We start from the raw sequence: 18,937 nt of genomic DNA on the forward strand, positions 1-18,937 counted from the left end.
TTTAGTGTTTTTGTAACTAATTTATTGTTTTGTACGACATCTTAATTCTTCATAATCATAGCCTTTGGTTCCCGGACCCAATAAATATGACTCATTGACAAAGGGATTAAAGTTATTTTGTAATTCCCAAATATCATTGTAACCATCTTTAACAGCATCATCTGATAATCATATTCCTTCCTTCCAATTTTCTTCAAAAATATTCCAATGCTCTAGTTCATGTGCCACTGTTTCGCTTAATAATTCACTTCATTTTAATTAGCACTACTTTAAATAAAAGTATTTCCAGAATAACTTTTTAACTCACACACTTTACGGGATAGTACAACTAAAAACGGTAAATAGAATACTAAATTATTTTAATTTGGTTTTACTTCCTGTAATATTTCTCTAATACTATTTTTAATAGTTTTATTTTTCTCTTTATTATATACCTGTTGAATTTTAATTTTTGTTAATTTATCTGGATATTTTATTTTATTTAAACCAATTAATTTGCAATCAAAATTATCAGACCTTTCCAATAGATAAACTCCTATCCTATTGTTTAGATATATCTTTCTATCTGATTCAGAAGAAAAAGAAAGTAACTTCCACCTTTCAAATGAACAATCTATTAAAATTTCTTTACAATATTCATTGATTAAATTCTCATTGGCATATTTAATAAATATATCCCTAAAATGAATTCCTCCATTCATAATCTTTTTAAAGCCTTTTGTAAGTATATCATTGAGTCGATTACTATCTATCTTGAAAGTTGTTTTAGCAAATAATTCTAATATACTAAAGTCAAATCCTTTTTTACCAATATACTTATCATTGTTAAAGAAATCATTAGACTCCATCTCAGAATAGATACATTCTGCATACTTTGGAAATTGCTCTTTTAATAGAAGATTTGCCTCTAATGATAAGAATTGATTAAAATTGTTTTTAAATAGTGTAGGAAAAATTGATTTTATACTATCTAATGATGAAATTCTATATAATTGCGAAGAATCAAACTCAACATACCAATTAGGTTTCTTGCCATCTGGAAATCTAATTTTTTCTTGTTCATAAGCAATTAATCTATTTTCAAACCAACCATCAATTTCTTGCGATTTCAAATAGAAATATTTCTGAGAAATATCCCAATTTAATTTATTCATTCCGGCATCTAAAAATGTCATTCGAAACGAGGTTAACAAATTTTTAAATTCATCAAATCTAAAACCCATACTGCTGTATGGTTGATTCCAATTAATTCTATGTAATGGTAAATATGTTAAATATAATTCTTCTAAGTATGAAATCGAATCGTAATTATTTTCTGCACGTATTTTAGCAAGTAAATTTATTATTTCAAAACAGTTAGGTTGATTTTTTCTACCATACAAGTAATAATACTTATCATTATCACCATTTAGAAATGAATCAATAATTACATTGCTTTGGTTAATATCATATTTTGGAAACAATAACTCTTCAATTATAGAATATTGACCTAATGAACAATTTAAGATCAGACTAAACAAAAAAACAAATATATTTTTCATTCTTTTTTCCAATTTATTCCTTGATAAATGTCTTTTGGATCAAATGACGAATCATAATCATTTAATTCACTCACGTGGAGTTTAGCAGGTACTATTTGTAATCTTCATTATTAACACATTAGCCAATTTTCAAATTTTCAAATTTTCAAATTCTCTAATTCTTACAAGGTGTTCATCAAGTCCTATTTATATCTTCTGTATTTACTCATTAGTTAATTTTCAAATTTTCAAATTCTCTAATTCTTTCTTGCGTTGGTTATTTCGAGCTTCCCAGCTTGAAATAAAAGTAGAATTCAACAATTGTCATTTTTGATTTTCACAAGTTTACACTCAAATCGAGTACTTAATTAAACAATTTAGGATTTCTACTCTTTTTCATTTAAATCGAATTTAAAATCTTGCCGATACCTTTTAATTTTGGAGACCGCTTTCATTTTATCATCACCATCTAATACTCTTGTTAATAACATCAAATAGTGATCTTCATTATTGCTTTCCTTAGAAAGACTTGAAGTAATTCTGTCGAAAACTAGAGATTTTCCAAAGTTATTCGCAAAATAAATTTGCTTTAAATACCATGAGTTATTCCTATTTTTTGGTTTTGGATTGATAGCATCTTCCAATAAGAATAGGAGTCCTTTTTCCTTTCCCCGAGAACAAAGTAGTTGATAAATTTGCATCTTATAATAGCTATTACTATAGCTCTCCGAAAGTAAGGAATTTAAATTATTTATGTTATTAATTATAACATCTTCAACTTTATCTGAATTATAAAATTTTAACATATTCAATAAAAGTAAATAAAAATCTGACTTTTCTTGAGTAACACTATCTTTGTTAATCATAGATAATTGATTTAGTGCTTCATCTCCAATTTCATCTGCCATTTGGCAAATCATTTTAGTTGAACAAAATGAACTTGAATAGCAAGCACCTTTCAGCATGTTTCTTATAATATTTGAACGAAACAATGTGCCTTCTAATCTTATTTTATTACGATCTCCCCATTGTAACATGTATAGATTTTCCAAATAATTGTATTTGTCCTTACTACTTTTATTTTTTAATAATAGATAAGTTATTGTTAAATCCAAATTCATTAATATTTCATACTGCAAATCAAACATTCCACTATATTGCGGGATGCTGTATGCATTAGCCCATTCATTCAAAACATAATATTCCTGCAGTTTAAGGATTTCATCTAATGATTCAATCCACCTCGTATCTCCTTCTTCTCTAACTTGTTCACAGTAATATGAAACAATATTAGCTCTTGAGGGATTAATCAATTCAAATCGATTTTTCACATAATTTTTAGAAGATTTTATATGTTTAACATTGTTAAAGGTTTTATTATGATCTATATACCTTACAGGAACATTATATACAGAATCTTTTATCTTGTAGTTAATTATTGTTGCAGTCGAATCATTTTCTGGAAACAAAATATATCGTATAGAATCAATATAATTATATTCTTGAGCATTTACAGTACTTATCAACATGTAAAATAGTAATATCATTTTTTTCATAATTACCAGTTTTTACCTTGAAATAGTGAGTTAGGATCAGGATCGTATGACCAATCTAGATCCTTTAATTCTTCATTTTTACTTACCGTTTCTATTAAACGACAAAATACTTCTTGATAATAGGCAGATGGACCTGCTGTAGTAATATTTTTTGAATTATAATTACCATTATATTCTTCCATATTACCTGCGATAAATCCAAAATCTACGCCTTGTGGACTCTTTTCCCACGCATCAGGAAACAAATCATGGTCACAATCTAAATCAGAATCATAACCTGTGTCTTTCCAAAATTTTTCCCTGACTTTAAAATGACCAACTTCATGTTTTAATACGGATGTAAATCCATAAATGCCAATGAACTGAACAGTAGTGCCAGGAGAGTGATGTCCTATATCACTATCAATATTTCCATAATCTTGGGTTTCTACTCTATATCCGCAAGACTCACCAATATTGATATTAAAATTTATTTCCCCATATCCAAGCATTACTTTTCTAAATCCATTACATGAATTGTTGCTATTTGGAACGATCCCAAATTGTGCAACCCTAGGATACCAGTTTTCCCCAGCTTCTGTATTGCCATAGGTTACTTTCACACCACCATTAGGATTCCATTTCCATGTCCCAGTATTTAGATAGCCTAAACTAAAAGTTACTTGTGTTGGATCAGCATTCAACATGGGAATATCACCTGTCATTTTAAACATTTTAATGCCTTCAGTGGTCAATAGGCTTTTAGCTTCAGCGGACTGTGACCAATAATAAAACCAATTTGGAACATTTTTATCAAAATAGTTGGGGTCATCTTTTCTAAAATAGACTTTAATTGCTTTGCCTGGATTTGGAATCGGGTCAGTGCTTAAGACCGACAGAGAGCCAGAAGTGAGTTTTACAATTCCGTTGGCTTCTCCAAAGTCAGAGTTGTTTGCAGGATGTTTTTCGTATGGAATGTATGCCTCTCCGGTGGAATTCCATGTGGTTGAATTTAATGGCTTAAGATCCCAATAGTCTTCACTACCCACGCCACTGAAAAGTTTCCAGATAAGTATCTTATTAGGGTCATGGCCAATAGCTTTGTATTTTATTTTTTCTTTTACCACATTTCCTTCAATATCCATACCACTTACAACAACTTTCCAAGTATTATTGTGGCCGGAGAAATTTTTTATTGCAAGACCCGACAAACACTCTACCTGATTACCTCCCGGGAGGGGAGTGGTCTCCGGTATTTGTGCAGGAATATAATGGACATTGCTGAGCATAACTAAGGCAATATACGTTTTCTTAACTACTTTAAAGAACGGATGAAACATAATGATGATTTGATTGTGTGTGAATGCTTTTTATTTTTTTACAAATTTTTTCATAACGACTTCACCATTGGTGGTTTTGAACTTTATGAAATAGATGCCTGGAGTTAAGAATCCAATTTCTATTTTAATAAGCTTGTTTGATTGAAGAGCTGCCATAGATACCAAATATGATTTTCCATCCAAAGCTATTATTTCAATATGTTCGTGGAGTATTTTAGCATGAAGGGGCGTTTTGAGATAAAGGATATCTTCTGTAGGATTTGGGAAGAGATGGAACTTTAGAGATTCTGACTGAAAATTTTTGAGTGCATTCTTTATAGGGATGGTCGTATTTAAATTATGTTCATACACAAATATTCTTTCCAGTTCATTTTCATGGAAGAACATTTTGTCACCGCTGGAAAGTCCTGCAGAGGAATAGCATCCCATTATGATGGCTTTTCCTTAAGGGGTAATCAAGAAATCATTGATCATTTCACTTCCACTACCCTCTCCAGTTAAGTATTGTATGGTTTCACCCTGCTGGTTTAAGACTATAAGTAGTATGTCCTGGTATTCAGAATTGAGTAAATCAGGGATAGAAGGATCACGTGGAGTTTAGCAGGTACTATTTGTAATCTTCATTATTAACACATTAGCTAATTTTCAAATTTTCAAATTCTCTAATTCTTCGTGCTTGGTTATTTCGAGCTTCCCAGCTTGAAATTCACGTGCATTTTAATTGGTACTGTTTTTAATCACCGTAATGTTTGACGCTGGGATGACTGAACGATCTCTGCTTCAGCAGAGTATCGTGCGACAGCACGATAAGAGAAGGAACCGCGAAAGCGGCTAACGGGAGAATTAGAGAATGAGAGATGACTGAACGATCTCTGCTTCAACAGAGTATCGTGCGACAGCACGATAAGTGAAGGAACCCTGCCTGACTGCGTCGGCAGGCAGGCGCTAAAGCGGCTAACGTACACTATATTAGGTTCTGGTTTTAATCACCGTAATGCTTGACGCTGGGAAGCATGACCGAACGATCTCTGCTTCGGCAGAGTATCGTGCGACAGCACGATAAGTGAGGGAACCCTGCCTGACTGCGTCGGCAGGCAGGAGCGAAAGCGGTTTTACGTAAATTTTAAATGGTACTATTTTAAATAAACGTAATGTTTGACGCTGGGAAGCATCAAACAACCACAACATTATTACAAATTAGCTCATTTTCAAATTTTCAAATTCTCTAATTTTCCTAATTTTTTCCTTACTTTAGATCATAATTCAAAGGAAAATGGCAGTAAAAGATTTTATTTTATTCATTACAGTTTGCATTTTTAGTCATCTGGCAGGGGTGGCACAATCAGATTTTTGTAAAAAACTCAATCAGCCCGGTTTGATTTTTTGTGATGATTTTGAATCCACGCAGGCCATTTCTTCACGATATTTCGAATACAACAACAACAATGGTGATTTTGTACCGCTGGTCGGTCTGGGGCGTAATTCCTCAACAGGAATGAGGGTAAGATGGCAGCCTGGTGAAGTAGGTGCGGGTAGTTTGTCAAAATCTTTTGGGCGTACCCCTTCCACCTACATCGGTAAAAATGCTTCCATTCCCGACAGCACTTTCAAGGAGGTTTATTGGCGTATGGATGTCAGACATCAGGAAGGATGGTTGGGCGGAGGTCCGGCTAAACTTTCACGCGCACTCACTTTGGCGAATGGCAACTGGGCCACCGGTGCCATGGCTCATATGTGGTCCGGTGGACAGGGAGATTTTTATCTGGGAATGGATCCGGCAACGGGTATTGATGCCAGTGGCAAGCTGGTGAGTACCAAATACAACGACTTTGCGAATCTTCGGTGGCTGGGATTTAAGGCAGGCAACATTCCTTTGTACAGTTCGGAAAGAGTGGGCGAATGGTTTTGTATTGAAGGACATGTCAGGTTAAATACGCCCGGTAAGAGCGATGGCGTATTTGAGTTCTGGATCAACGACACCCTTCAGGCAGGTAGTTATAATTTGAACTGGCACGGCAATTGGAATGCGGATGAAAGGAATTATGGAATCAACGCCATTTTCTTTGAAAATTATTGGAATGCCGGGTCCCCTGTCTTGCAGGAAAGGTATTTCGATAATTTGGTAATTGCCACTTCCAAAATATCCTGCAAATCTGCTACCACGCACACTAAAGAAACTTCTCCTTTGCACTGCAAAGTCTGGCACGATTCACAAAATTTGAATTGGCCGTCAGACCTTGCCCCGAATTCTACGTTGAAGATATATTCACTTTTTGGCCAATTGGTCTTGCAGCCTCCGGTGAATATTTCCGGTAAACTTAATCTGGCAGAATTGCCACTTCCTGCCGGAATTTATCTCTATCAGTTGAGTGGTCTGTCCTGTGGAACTTCAACAGGTAAGCTGATATTGCATCCATAGATTTTTCAAACAAAACAAATGGTCTAAAAAGCGTATTCTATACTTACCCAAGAGGAATATGATTTGCAAATGGAAACTGTAAGGAGTTTTAATTGACCTGCCTTTCTTGGGGATATAAAAATCTTATGCGAACCTCTGTGCTGAAAATAAAAAAGGTTGATGCTTCCCAGTAAAATGGTTCAATGCGCCATTGGTACAAAACAAGGTGTTAACCAATTTTGCACATTAAAATGAAGCAATAATATCAGCTAATTCTAATTTTTTACAAAACCCTCACCAAAATGCTCACTTCATTTTTGAGCACCTCTGCAAAACCATTTTTAATGGAGAACTTGTGTTTTTCTCCTTTTTCATCGGTCAGCTGGATGGTGCCTTTGGATAATGCAGAAATCAAAGGCGCATGTCGGTCAAGTACTTCAAATTGACCTCCGAGTCCCGGCATTATGATGGCTTTAGCCTGGCCTTCGTAAAGAGAGCTTTCGGGGGTTAGAATGCTTACCTTCATGGGATTAATTGTTTGATTCGGCCAAAATTTTCTTTCCCTTCTCGATGGCATCATCGATCGTTCCTACCAGGTTAAAGGCTGCTTCCGGATACTGGTCAACTTCACCATCCATGATCATGTTAAATCCGCGGATGGTTTCTTCAATAGGTACCAATACTCCTTTCAGACCGGTAAACTGTTCAGCAACATGGAAAGGCTGAGACAAGAACCTTTGTACACGACGTGCGCGGTGTACAATCAATTTATCCTCTTCTGACAATTCTTCCATACCGAGGATGGCGATGATGTCCAGTAGTTCGTTGTAACGCTGAAGGATATTTTTTACGCGCTGAGCGGTGTTGTAATGCAATTCTCCGATGATCAGCGGATCAAGGATTCTTGAAGTAGAATCGAGTGGATCCACCGCAGGATAAATACCCAGTGCTGCAATCTTACGGCTCAATACCGTCGTTGCGTCCAGGTGGGCAAAAGTCGTAGCGGGTGCCGGGTCAGTCAAGTCATCAGCAGGAACGTAAACCGCCTGTACGGAAGTGATGGATCCTCTTTTGGTAGAGGTGATACGCTCTTGCATCAAACCCATCTCTGTAGCAAGCGTTGGTTGGTAACCCACGGCAGAAGGCATACGACCCAACAATGCAGAAACCTCAGAACCTGCCTGCGTGAATCGGAAGATGTTGTCGATGAAGAAAAGGATGTCTTTTCCTCCTGCAGGATCTGTCATGTCTCCGTCACGGAAATATTCTGCGACGGTAAGACCTGAAAGGGCAACCCTTGCACGGGCACCCGGCGGTTCATTCATCTGTCCAAAGATGAATGTTGCCTTAGAATCCATTAACTCTTTTTTGTCAACAGAAGCCAAATCCCAGCCTCCTTCTTCCATGGAGTGCTTGAATTTATCTCCGTATTTTATGATGCCTGCTTCAATCATTTCACGCAACAGGTCATTTCCCTCACGGGTTCTTTCTCCTACTCCTGCAAAAACGGAAAGACCGCCATATCCTTTCGCAATATTGTTGATCAACTCCTGAATCAATACGGTTTTACCAACACCCGCACCTCCGAACAATCCAATTTTACCACCTTTGGAATATGGCTCAATCAAATCAATTACCTTGATCCCTGTAAAAAGAACTTCAGTCTCTGTGGACAAATCCTCATAGGTAGGCGGTTTCTGGTGAATGGAATAAGTATGTGCACGGCTTACCGGTCCAAGACCATCAATAGGCTCTCCTACCACATTAAACAATCGGCCTTTGATTTCTTCACCCACCGGCATAGAAATTGTTTCTTTAAGGTCTATAGCCTCTGCTCCACGGGTAAGTCCATCGGTAGAATCCATGGCTACAGCCCGTACACTGTCTTCACCAAGATGTTGCTGAACTTCCAGGATAAGATCTTCCTTACCTTCACGTTTGATGCAAAGAGCATGATAGATTTCAGGTAGATGCGAACCTTCTCCGGAAAATGATACGTCCACCACAGGACCGATGATTTGACTTACGCGACCGATATTTGCCATAAATTAGAATTAATTAGATGTGTTTTTAATCCGCCGCAAAGATAAAACCCTGATGGACGCTGAAAGCCTTAATTTTGTTAATAATGATTAAAGATTTGGATAACAATTGGGAAGAACTGAAAACTGCTGCCCTCCACGGTACTCCGGACCCGGTCGGTCTGGCAAATAAGCTGGCCCATCGTTTCCTTTTGGTCGGGTCCGCGCAATACTTATCCTACCGTGGAAATGACCTGAAATCTTTTCCAAATGCTGCTGTACAGCCAAGTTGGGAACATTTTTTTGAGCAGATTTTGGGGCAAGATCACCGGGAGCTTTTTTATGAATTTTGTCTATTGTCGCAGCGAAAATCTCAGATTTTTCCTGTCAACTTTTTAGTTCAGGTCTTAAAATTCCTCAACAGCCATCCCGAATTAGCAGATTATGCTTTTCCCCTCTTTGGAGAAGCAGGTCAATATCTGTGTCGTCAAAATCCGGATTGGCATTGGTTGGCTGCTGACAATTGGGAAAACCCGCTCTCATGCAAAGAATCTTCAAAAAGATTGTTTATATATCGTCGCTATTTAGAAAGCAAGCCTCATGAATCGTTGTTCTATTTTCTGGAACATGTAAACGATTTTACAGAAAAGGAGCAGGCCGTCATTCTTGAATATGGAATGCATTCCTGGCCGTCCATGTCTACCGACCAAATGGATCAATTGGCAAAATTGATCAAACCTAAAAACATACTTTTTCTGTATCTCCTGATTTTCAAAAATGATCGGAATGAAATAACCGCAAAATCAAAACTATGTATTGAAGAACTTGTCAAGAAAAAATCTTCAGCGCAAATTGCATTACCTTCTTTAAGAAAAAATCAAAAAGAATTTTCCTTTGCGCAAATTCTGGAAATCCTTCCGCCTAAATGGATCACAGAAAGGTCCGACGCAAAAAGCATTTTCCAAATACTTTCTCAGGAAAATTTGCTCAATTCATTTATTGAAGCAATCAGAAAATATAAAGATGCGGAGGCTTCTAAAGTTCTGTCACATTGGTTGATTCAAAAGGATGCATTTAAAGAAGATTTGGACATGGCCAAATTGTCCTCTTGCCTGAACTTTGAGACTTTCAATGTCCTTTGTCTGGAGGCTCTCAGGAATTTGGGAGGAAAGATTGATTTGGAGGCATTTCTGCACTTTATACTTGCTGAGAAACATTTCTGGTCTGATGAATTGCTGATAGCAATACTGGATCTGCATCAACACGAACGATTGAGAAGGGAATACGATCTGGAAGTATTTTATGCGATGATTCCCTATCGCATCAATCCCAACTCATCCAGGCTGGAAGAAATTCCAAAATCGCTGCATCATCTGCACGAATCAGTGTTGGGATTTGAGAATGTCCTGCAGTTTAGAAGGCTTCTGAGGAAATAGCCTTTGAATTTATCGATTTCAAAATATTCAACAGGGATGATTTTGTTTCTATCCCTTGACAATTTAATTCCATATCATTGATATCAAATACTAGAATTTTCGAACTGCTCTGATGTGGTACAAGGCAGTATTCTTTCCGACCGTGGCAATGTCTCCTGTACCAAATTGAAATACAAAGGCTGTATTAGCTTTAGCTTCTGTGGATGACCAATAATAGTCAAAATGAGTTATGGGAACGGTCAAAGGGTCACCATCATTATCAGCTATTTTATTGATATAATATCGTCCATTTCTTAACAAATTTAGTTCATCAATCGATGGCAAATACCAGTCTGAGAAGCCATTATAATCATAGTCATTACAAATTTGAGCAGCGCTGGCAGAGTGTCCGGATTGCTTTGTAATAGCATTCGAATTCTCTTGCCCATTCCAAAGGCTTTGTGCGCCATTCCCAATTAAACTGGAACCTACATTGCTCCATACGGTTCCGTTAGAAACGTCATTTAAACTTACTATCAAACCGTGCTCATTACCATCCGGGCCATTGTACACATCAAAAATAATTCCTCCCTGAAAGTACTCGCCAATAAAATGTTTTGTTAGAGTCCTTGCTTTTTCTGAATAGAAAGAAAAGGGTACACTAAGCAGTTGACTATTGCTTTCTAAAGTATAATTATTTCCACCTTTAACATCAATTCTTGTTTTAACAAAATATGGACCATTTCCCCAGTTAATTTTATTTAATGTGCCAAGTACTGAGGTGCCTTCACCTATATTTAAGGTGACTAATCCATTTGCATTCGTTGTAGGAGATTGAAGTTCAACAAATACCTGATTTCCATTAATTGATTTTTCCAATATTGAAATTTCGATTCCAATTTTTTGGTTAGACACCAACGAATTGTCATTTTTTCTAATGATTGCCTGATAGCCTATAAGATCAGGCGTTTGACATACAAGTTGATTGCCAAATTGCAAGAACAGAAAAGAGACAAATAATAATGTTCTCATAAAACTAATACTTTAAAGGTTTTTAAATTAGATTCTTTAACAAATACCCCCAGATAATAAATACCGGGCAAATAATGGTTTAAGTCAATTGTACTGAATGCAAAATTTGAATTTTTACTTTCTAATATTTTTCCATCCCCGCTCATTAAAATATAAGTATGGCCGGAAGGCGCTGTCAATTCTATTAAATTTCCAGATTGATTCAATTGCAATACTTCAGTATCAATTAAGTCTTTAGATTTTGTAAGTCCATTAATGGATGGCTGTTGTATTCCTTCATTTAAATTATTCAAACTGTTGGAAGCATAATTATCAAACACTTGACCGATTGAAAAAGAGACTGCTGTGGTTCCATTTGAAACATGTCCACCTGAAGAGACCGTCCCTGATTGACAAAAAGACCAATTAAAGATGAAAACTCCAATGACCAGAATAAATAATGCTTTGTTCATAATAGCTTAAATCTTAAGTGATCAAAGATATAGAAATATTTGAAAGCACTGATATATATATATATATAATATGTAATATATTGATAATATTTATTTTGTTTAGATTTGAAATAAGTTTTTCAATTAATTTCAGTAACACTATTATTCATAATTTTATTTCGAATAGATTTATGATTAAATTTACCCAAACCTATATTTCATGAATCCAACGCTTATTTTTTTTAGGATTGTTTCTTTCTTATTTTTTCTCACCAATGCAAGTGCCCAAAAAAATGAACTCCTCCTACAAAAAGTTCAGTCACTGAATCAAGCATTGTTATCACAAGACTCTTCCACTCTTCGGTCTTTGTTGCACAAGGAGCTTAGCTATGGGCATTCCAATGGATGGATAGAAAATGTAAATGAACTCATCCACAAAAATGCCACCGGATATTTAAAATATCAAAAGATTGAGGCAGACAGTATTTCTGTTAAATTAATTAATAAAACTGCCGTTGTGCGTTTCAATGCCACACATGACATCATTCTGAACGGCAAATCTATTTCATTAAAGTTGCACGTTTGTCAGACCTGGATAAAGGATAAGAGGAAGTGGAAACTGTTGGCAAGACAAAGCACAAAAGTTAATTAGTATTGTAGTCATCTGCGAATAAGAATCTTCTTTAAATTGGTTATCTTCGTGCAACTCAAATTAAAATTCCATGCGTAATTTTATTTTTTTAATCACTGTCCTCTCTATTGCATCCTGTACCCAGCCATGCGTACAGGAAAAATGTTTGCCCCTAAGTTACTTCCAACCTCAGGATACGGGCATACAAAATGGAGGAATTCGCATGATTCCCATTACTACTCCAAAAGGTAATTTTAAAGTATGGACCAAAAGAATCGGGAACAATCCAAAAATAAAACTATTGTTGCTTCATGGTGGACCAGGCACCGGGCATGAGTATTTTGAATGCATGGAGAGTTTTCTTCCACAGGAAGGAATCGAATTTATTTATTACGACCAATTGGGAACCTGCAACAGTGATAAGCCGACAGACACCAGCCTTTGGGACCTGTCAAGATCAGTAGATGAGTTGGAACAGGTGCGTAAGGCATTGCATTTAGACAGCAGCAATTTGTATTTGTTGGGACATTCGTGGGGTGGAATTCTGGCAATGGAATATGCTCTGAAATATCAACAACATCTTAAAGGACTGATTATATCAGATATGATGTCAGACGCAAAAGCTTATGGCAAATATGCGGACGAAGTGTTGTCTAAAAAACTCCCTGCAACAGTACTGGATACCATTCGTGCCATCGAGCACAGAAAGGATTTTTCAAATCCTCAATACATGGAATTGCTTATGCCTCATTTTTATGAGAAATTTATTTGCAGAATTCCTTTGGATCAATGGCCTGAACCCGTGAATCGCGCTTTCGCAAAATTAAATCAGCAACAATATGTGATCATGCAAGGTCCAAGTGAATTTGGTATTGCAGGTAAATTAGAAAATTGGGATCGGAGCAATGATCTAAACCAAATTAAAGTTAGAACCTTGATCATCGGGGCCACTTATGACACCATGGATCCGGCACACATGGAATGGATGTCCAAACAAATCAGTGGTGCATTGTTTCATTTATGTTCCAACGGATCTCATATGTGCATGTGGGATGATCAGCAATCCTATTTTAAAGGATTGATTGGTTTTTTGAAAACCTGATTGCTGACTTCTATCCACTTTATTTTTTATTTTACTAAATTGAATGCAGTATTGTTGGTGATTTAGAACAATAATCTGACTCCTCGGGAATTTAGATTACCTTACAGATTATTTACCTAAATCAAACAAAATGAAAAAGTTTTTAATTCTGATGCTGGTTTGGGGATTCGTATGCAACCGTTTCTATGCACAAGTCAAAACCAACATCCCTAATTGTCAGTTGTGCAACAAAGATTGAATATTAATGAAGTCTCACCAAATGAATGAATCCAAGAGCAAAATATCTTACCTTAATGCTAATTATAAAAAACTATTTTTTTCGGAGGCATGATCGTCAATACTGAGTTAATTCCAGTTTCTTTTTTATTAATTAATAAGCAAGAAATTATTTTATTTTTTAAAATTATAGCAAGCTATTTACCTAATTACAATAATTTTCTCTGTTTGTTGAAAATTCTTTCCTTGAATCTTTAGTATATAGTCACCATTATCAAATTCACTCGGTAATTCTATGATATATTGAGCTCCTTGTTGTGGATTGAAATGCGAGGTGTGCAATACTTTTCCGGAAATATCAATTAATTCTATATTAAATTTTGATTGATCACTAATTTTTGAAAGTAAAAATAAATGACTTGAAACTAATGGATTTGGGTAAACAGAAAAAGCTTTTACTTTACCTGAATGAATGTCTGAATTACTTACAGCCTTATCGCAACCCGGAACAAGGCATCCTTCTGAATCCAGATGCAATAACCAGCCTCTTGTGACTTGATCCAGGCCATCGCCCACTCTTCCACACACTACCAGAGTATTATAAGGCGTAGTTCTCATACTCTCCATACTCATCCACCAGGCTCTTGTACTATCCCACCCAAGGGGTTGATATAATCTAGTCCAGAGGCTGTCTCCTTGTATTGAACATTTAAATATACATCCATAGCTAGGTTCTGCGAATGGAGGGGTATGAAGTGATCCACAAGTAACAATTCCTGAACTATCTCGAAGTAAACTCATATTATTGATCCATTGGAAATTATCACCAACCATGATCAATGGATGCTGGAACCTGGTCCTCCAATAGACTGTATCCAATTCAGATGATACATGAAATACATGAGGTATTAGCTTATTATTCGGAACATCTATATTATCATTGGTTACTATATAATATCCATTACTCTCATCCTCTTTAATTGTGTAAGCAAATCCTCCATTGGTATAAATATTACCGGATGTTACCAATCTATTATCTCTTAATACATTGCCTAATGTATCAACTTTCAGGTAAATCAACCATCCTTTGTCTGTAAGTTTATTATTTTTTAATTCAATTTCATCTCCGATGAGATGAAAGTACCCTTCCTTGAATCTAATAAATCTTATCCCTATTAGTCTTTGAATATTCTTAACTTTTATTCTAGACAATTGTTGAAGACTATCGTTGTAGGAATAGATATAATTATCAGTAGTAAATTGACTTGAATATACATTTCTGAATACATAATTCAAATCTTTGGAATTTGGACTCATTTCAGATAATGTTGCATATTCAGTATCCCCAATAAATGGCAATTCAACTTTTATCTTTTTAATGATTCTTCCGAATCTCATATCAAAGGCAATAATATAGTTCTTAGCAAAACGCTGCGTTGTATCATCCCAATTGTACATTTTGTAATAATAGATGGAATCATTTCTCTTGAATAGTGGGTAATTTTGATCGATGATTGGTCTTGAAAAATCTGCTTCTGGTATTATTTTAGAATGAATGAGATTGCCCTGGTAATCAAATTTTGTGAGATGGGGCTTGACCTTCTTATTACGTCCGCTTGAGTCTTGACTCACAACTTCATCTCCGACGATATAAATATATTGAGAATCACATTCTATGGAGCCAAATACACATTGTCCCTTTACTGCACCTATTTCAGGGATTAGATTAAAGAAAGTTCGATCCTGGGCAAATACAACGTATGTTGAAATTGTAAAGAAAATATGTAAGAAGTATTTATTCATCTCTTGTTAATAAACATGTTGGGGTGTAACGATACTCCCCAACATGTGATTAAAGCTTAAACACAAGATACAAAAGAAGTTTGAATATAGCGATAAAGCGCTTTATTTAATATTTCACAGTTCTTGTCCAATATGCATGTGGGATGATCAGCAATCCTATTTTAAAGGATTGATTGGTTTTTTGAAAACCTGATTGCTGACTTCTATCCACTTTATTTTTTATTTTACTAAATTGAATGCAGTATTGTTGGTGATTTAGAACAATAATCTGACTCCTCGGGAATTTAGATTACCTTACAGATTATTTACCTAAATCAAACAAAATGAAAAAGTTTTTAATTCTGATGCTGCTATGCGGATTTGTATACAGCTACAGCTTTGCACAGGCAACCACGGACAAGCCTGCTTACCACATGTACAACAATATGTTGGTAATGCCAAAACGTGGAATGGAGAAAAAATTTGAAGATGGCGTTAAAGCACACAATGCCATGTTTCACAGTTCAGGACCAAACAAAGCAACACTTTCACAAATTACGGAAGGCTTTAAAAGTAATGGCTGGTACGTGTGGAGTATGGGGCCAATGACGTTTACCGATATGGATCATGCTCCGGGTGGCGATGCGAAACACGATGCAGATTGGGATAAAAATGTAGACGTTTACGTGGAAGAATATGGAGAGTCTCATTTTTGGAAATTACAGGACAATCTTTCCTACACACCACCAAATTACAATCCAAGTCATGTTGATGTTTGGATTGTGGACATCAAACCCGGAATGAGATATGAATTCGCTGAACTCATGAAAATGAATAAAGCAGTTTGGGATGCAAAAAAATATAACTTTTCTTCCAGAGTATTTTACAATGAATTGTGGAACAGGAGTGGACAGGATGCTGCAGTTATTTTTAATTTTGAAAAGTATGCAGAGTATGATGAAGACATTAAGTTTAAAGAAGATTATGAATCTGTACATGGTCCCGGATCTTATGATAGTTTTTGGAAGCGCTGGCACCTGTGTGTAGAAGGTGTTAATGAACAAATGAGAAAATTTATTAAATAATTCTTAGGTTTTTTATTTTATAAATTCTCTTTTTTGAGAATTATTTTCCCTTGCAAGCTGTCGTGTATAAATATCTTTTATAGCGCCAGTTTGCAAGGGATTTTTTTATATTTAAAGTTCATGTATTAATGTATTTTTTATCTAGTCAGGTAAAATTTTATAGTGATTGAGTAGAAATTAAACGTCTTTAATAGCTTGATTAAATTGATTCCGATACTTCATATAACTATCGAATGAGAAATTCAGATCGGCCTTTTTCATTTTAGCTAAAACTGATTTAAAAAGCGTTCAAAACAAAATACTGTTTGAGCTCGCTTGCAGATTTGCTAACAAATATGTGACAGTAAGGCCTAGAGCTCTCATTGCTGCTTATGGCGAGTTTATTTTGTTTAGCTTTTTAAGTTAGTTTTAGCGTTAAGAAATGAAAACAGCCTTGATTTTTTTTGGTTCTTTTTTGTATTAAGACAAAAAAGAACAATGATAATAGGATAGAATTTAGGACAACTTTAGTGAAAAACGGGGTCCGCAAAACTGGTTTCTCCCAAAATTTTCAACTTGCCTCTTTTTTTAGACTTGGGTTTGATGGAATATTAAATTTTTCTTAATGAGCAATAAGAAGATTAATATTTACTTTTTGATTGTATTTTTAATCTTCATTTGCATTATAGCAAAATACTCAGCCTTGATTTCAATCAAAAAGTTTTGTCTGATTATTTTGTAAATATTGAAATCGAATCATCATCACAGAATATTATGTCATGAAAAGATCAGAATTTGTAAGGATGTTTGGTGGCTTGAATCAAACCATGCGGCCTGATCCGCAATCGGGGATCAATCCATATACCGGACCATGGACCTCCGCTCAGGTTATTCATTTGTTGAGAAGAGCAACTTTTGGCGTGAGGAAATCAGAAGTGGATCAATTGTTGGCTTTAGGAATGAATGCGGCTGTGGACAAGTTGATGGATATTTCCGGAGCAAAAGATCCGATTCCTTCCCCTCCATTGAATGTGTACAGTACACCGGCAGAACCCGATCCGACGACCCCTTACGGACAGACCTTTGTCAATGCCCCGGCTGTAACTCCCATACCACCGCAATATTATCAGGCACGCACCGATGTGTTTAAAGCCTGGTGGACCGGAAACATGATACACCAAAAGATGACCATGACAGAAAAATTAACCCTCTTTTGGTTTAATCATTTTGCATTGGAGGCAGATACTGTTCAGATCGCACAAGCGATGTATTATTACTATAAATTGCTCAGAGAAAATGCACTGGGTAACTTTAAGACCATGGTGAAATTGGTTTCTGTAGATCCGGCCATGCTCCGTTATCTCAACGGTCAGTTGAACAGCAAAGCAGCACCGGATGAAAATTACGCCCGTGAATTACAAGAACTTTTTACAGTTGGGAAAGGGCCTGATGCAAGCTGGACAGAAGATGATGTGAAAGCTGCCGCAAAAGTTCTAACAGGTTTCCGAATAAATCCTCTGACTACACCGATCTCTTATTATTTTGATTTTAATCAGCACGATCTTTCTACCAAGAGATTTTCAGCTTTCTACAACAATAAAACCATCACCGGAAAATTTGGTCCGGCAGGAGAACAGGAATTGGATGAGCTGATTACCATGCTTACCGACAATATTGAAACTGCACGACACATGGTGCGTAAACTATATCAGTTTTTCGTTTATTACGAAATTCCAAATGATGTGGAGATGAATGTCATCAGACCACTTGCAGACCTCTATAAATCATCAGGATACGACAACAAAAAAGTAGTGGAGACTTTGTTTAAGTCAGAGCACTTTTATGACATGCTCAGTGTGGGTTGTATCATCAAGAGTCCTTTGGATTATTCAATTGGTTTGACCAAAGAATTTTCAATAAAATTTCCCGACCAATCCAATCTGGTAAATCAGTATTTATCCTGGGGATTGATTGCATCCCTTTCCGCCTATCAAGGATTGAACATAGCCGATCCACCGGTAGTTTCCGGATGGCAGGCATGGTATCAGTCTCCACAGTTTCATGAGATATGGATCAACGCAGATACCCTGGCCAACCGCAACAGAGTGGCCGAAAATATTACCAGCAGCAAAGGGGTGGAGTTTAATGGTATTACCTTAAAAGTAGATCCCATAATTCTGGCATCCAGCTTTTCCAAACCACAAGATGCCTTGCAGTTGGTGAAAGATGCGGTAGCAATATTGTATAACTACACGCTATCAGATGCCTCCATTCAATATTTAAAATCCTTTCTAATCCAGGGACTTCCCGGGGACAGTTATTGGACGGACATCTGGTTGGAATATACCGGAAATCCAACAGATCCTGCCTTGAAAAATGCAGTGACCCTAAGATTAAATGCCCTCTTTAAAGAAATCATTAGCCAAGCAGAATATCATCTTTCCTAAATT

At 36.0% G+C, this 18,937-nt stretch carries 15 protein-coding genes; 6 read left to right on the plus strand and 9 right to left on the minus strand.

Annotated features, from left to right (window positions below; all coding sequences use genetic code 11):
• Positions 1-359 precede the first annotated feature (359 nt).
• The 4 genes from IPJ53_04715 to IPJ53_04730 form a co-directional block, all read right to left on the minus strand.
• Positions 360-1,541: a hypothetical protein gene (locus IPJ53_04715; protein MBK7798394.1), complete on the minus strand. Its 1,182-nt coding sequence runs from the start codon at positions 1,539-1,541 to the stop codon at positions 360-362.
• A 365-nt stretch (positions 1,542-1,906) separates the two neighbouring features.
• Positions 1,907-3,076 carry a hypothetical protein gene (locus tag IPJ53_04720; GenBank protein ID MBK7798395.1) on the minus strand — a complete coding sequence of 390 codons (1,170 nt, stop codon included), beginning with the start codon at positions 3,074-3,076 and terminating at the stop codon, positions 1,907-1,909.
• Between the two features lie 2 nt (positions 3,077-3,078).
• Positions 3,079-4,395: a hypothetical protein gene (locus IPJ53_04725; GenBank protein MBK7798396.1), complete on the minus strand. Its 1,317-nt coding sequence runs from the start codon at positions 4,393-4,395 to the stop codon at positions 3,079-3,081.
• Between the two features lie 30 nt (positions 4,396-4,425).
• Entirely contained in the window at positions 4,426-4,824 is a 399-nt protein-coding gene (locus IPJ53_04730; GenBank protein ID MBK7798397.1) for a T9SS type A sorting domain-containing protein, read from the minus strand.
• 844 nt (positions 4,825-5,668) lie between these two features.
• Here IPJ53_04730 and IPJ53_04735 point away from each other — a divergent pair.
• Positions 5,669-6,814, plus strand: a complete 1,146-nt coding sequence (locus IPJ53_04735) for a T9SS type A sorting domain-containing protein (protein ID MBK7798398.1) — start codon at positions 5,669-5,671, stop codon at positions 6,812-6,814.
• Between the two features lie 262 nt (positions 6,815-7,076).
• On the opposite strand, the gene atpC is transcribed toward IPJ53_04735, so the two are convergent.
• Together atpC and IPJ53_04745 are read right to left on the minus strand one after the other, a co-directional pair.
• Positions 7,077-7,319, minus strand: coding sequence for an ATP synthase F1 subunit epsilon (gene atpC / locus IPJ53_04740; protein ID MBK7798399.1), 243 nt, complete (start codon positions 7,317-7,319; stop codon positions 7,077-7,079).
• Between the two features lie 4 nt (positions 7,320-7,323).
• Positions 7,324-8,838, minus strand: a complete 1,515-nt coding sequence (locus tag IPJ53_04745; GenBank protein ID MBK7798400.1) for a F0F1 ATP synthase subunit beta — start codon at positions 8,836-8,838, stop codon at positions 7,324-7,326.
• An 83-nt stretch (positions 8,839-8,921) separates the two neighbouring features.
• On the opposite strand from IPJ53_04745, the gene IPJ53_04750 reads away from it, so the two are divergent.
• Entirely contained in the window at positions 8,922-10,250 is a 1,329-nt protein-coding gene (locus IPJ53_04750; protein ID MBK7798401.1) for a hypothetical protein, read from the plus strand.
• Positions 10,251-10,340: 90 nt separating this feature from the next.
• Here IPJ53_04750 and IPJ53_04755 read toward each other — a convergent pair whose 3' ends face one another.
• Positions 10,341-11,261, minus strand: a complete 921-nt coding sequence (locus IPJ53_04755) for a DUF1566 domain-containing protein (protein MBK7798402.1) — start codon at positions 11,259-11,261, stop codon at positions 10,341-10,343.
• The gene (locus tag IPJ53_04760) at positions 11,258-11,713 is read right to left on the minus strand and encodes a hypothetical protein (GenBank protein MBK7798403.1); all 456 of its coding nucleotides are present in this window, start codon (positions 11,711-11,713) and stop codon (positions 11,258-11,260) included. Before IPJ53_04760 ends, IPJ53_04755 begins: the two co-directional genes overlap by 4 nt.
• Positions 11,714-11,912: 199 nt before the next feature.
• Here IPJ53_04760 and IPJ53_04765 point away from each other — a divergent pair, with 199 nt between their 5' ends.
• Together IPJ53_04765 and IPJ53_04770 are read left to right on the plus strand one after the other, a co-directional pair.
• Positions 11,913-12,344, plus strand: coding sequence for a nuclear transport factor 2 family protein (locus tag IPJ53_04765; GenBank protein MBK7798404.1), 432 nt, complete (start codon positions 11,913-11,915; stop codon positions 12,342-12,344).
• A 70-nt stretch (positions 12,345-12,414) separates the two neighbouring features.
• Positions 12,415-13,425, plus strand: a complete 1,011-nt coding sequence (locus IPJ53_04770) for a proline iminopeptidase-family hydrolase (GenBank protein ID MBK7798405.1) — start codon at positions 12,415-12,417, stop codon at positions 13,423-13,425.
• Positions 13,426-13,842: 417 nt separating this feature from the next.
• Here the strand turns inward: IPJ53_04770 and IPJ53_04775 are convergent, their stop codons facing one another.
• Entirely contained in the window at positions 13,843-15,444 is a 1,602-nt protein-coding gene (locus IPJ53_04775; GenBank protein ID MBK7798406.1) for a T9SS type A sorting domain-containing protein, read from the minus strand.
• 323 nt (positions 15,445-15,767) lie between these two features.
• Here IPJ53_04775 and IPJ53_04780 point away from each other — a divergent pair, with 323 nt between their 5' ends.
• Positions 15,768-16,508, plus strand: coding sequence for a hypothetical protein (locus IPJ53_04780; GenBank protein ID MBK7798407.1), 741 nt, complete (start codon positions 15,768-15,770; stop codon positions 16,506-16,508).
• Positions 16,509-17,266: 758 nt separating this feature from the next.
• Positions 17,267-18,934 (plus strand): DUF1800 domain-containing protein, encoded by a 1,668-nt coding sequence (locus IPJ53_04785; GenBank protein ID MBK7798408.1) that lies wholly within the window; start codon positions 17,267-17,269, stop codon positions 18,932-18,934.
• Positions 18,935-18,937 lie beyond the last annotated feature (3 nt).

It is taken from the genome of Candidatus Vicinibacter affinis, assembly GCA_016714365.1.
Lineage (GTDB): Bacteria > Bacteroidota > Bacteroidia > Chitinophagales > Saprospiraceae > Vicinibacter > Vicinibacter affinis.

Bases quoted from the DNA above. Each gene is read 5' to 3' on its own strand.
- IPJ53_04715 (MBK7798394.1), bottom strand. From the start codon at position 1,541: ATGAAAAATATATTTGTTTTTTTGTTTAGTCTGATCTTAAATTGTTCA.
- IPJ53_04780 (MBK7798407.1), top strand. From the start codon at position 15,768: ATGAAAAAGTTTTTAATTCTGATGCTGCTATGCGGATTTGTATACAGC.
- IPJ53_04765 (MBK7798404.1), top strand. From the start codon at position 11,913: ATGAATCCAACGCTTATTTTTTTTAGGATTGTTTCTTTCTTATTTTTT.
- IPJ53_04720 (MBK7798395.1), bottom strand. From the start codon at position 3,076: ATGAAAAAAATGATATTACTATTTTACATGTTGATAAGTACTGTAAAT.
- IPJ53_04760 (MBK7798403.1), bottom strand. From the start codon at position 11,713: ATGAACAAAGCATTATTTATTCTGGTCATTGGAGTTTTCATCTTTAAT.
- IPJ53_04725 (MBK7798396.1), bottom strand. From the start codon at position 4,395: ATGTTTCATCCGTTCTTTAAAGTAGTTAAGAAAACGTATATTGCCTTA.
- atpC (MBK7798399.1), bottom strand. From the start codon at position 7,319: ATGAAGGTAAGCATTCTAACCCCCGAAAGCTCTCTTTACGAAGGCCAG.
- IPJ53_04785 (MBK7798408.1), top strand. From the start codon at position 17,267: ATGAAAAGATCAGAATTTGTAAGGATGTTTGGTGGCTTGAATCAAACC.
- IPJ53_04745 (MBK7798400.1), bottom strand. From the start codon at position 8,838: ATGGCAAATATCGGTCGCGTAAGTCAAATCATCGGTCCTGTGGTGGAC.
- IPJ53_04730 (MBK7798397.1), bottom strand. From the start codon at position 4,824: ATGGGATGCTATTCCTCTGCAGGACTTTCCAGCGGTGACAAAATGTTC.
- IPJ53_04735 (MBK7798398.1), top strand. From the start codon at position 5,669: ATGGCAGTAAAAGATTTTATTTTATTCATTACAGTTTGCATTTTTAGT.
- IPJ53_04775 (MBK7798406.1), bottom strand. From the start codon at position 15,444: ATGAATAAATACTTCTTACATATTTTCTTTACAATTTCAACATACGTT.
- IPJ53_04755 (MBK7798402.1), bottom strand. From the start codon at position 11,261: ATGAGAACATTATTATTTGTCTCTTTTCTGTTCTTGCAATTTGGCAAT.
- IPJ53_04770 (MBK7798405.1), top strand. From the start codon at position 12,415: ATGCGTAATTTTATTTTTTTAATCACTGTCCTCTCTATTGCATCCTGT.
- IPJ53_04750 (MBK7798401.1), top strand. From the start codon at position 8,922: ATGATTAAAGATTTGGATAACAATTGGGAAGAACTGAAAACTGCTGCC.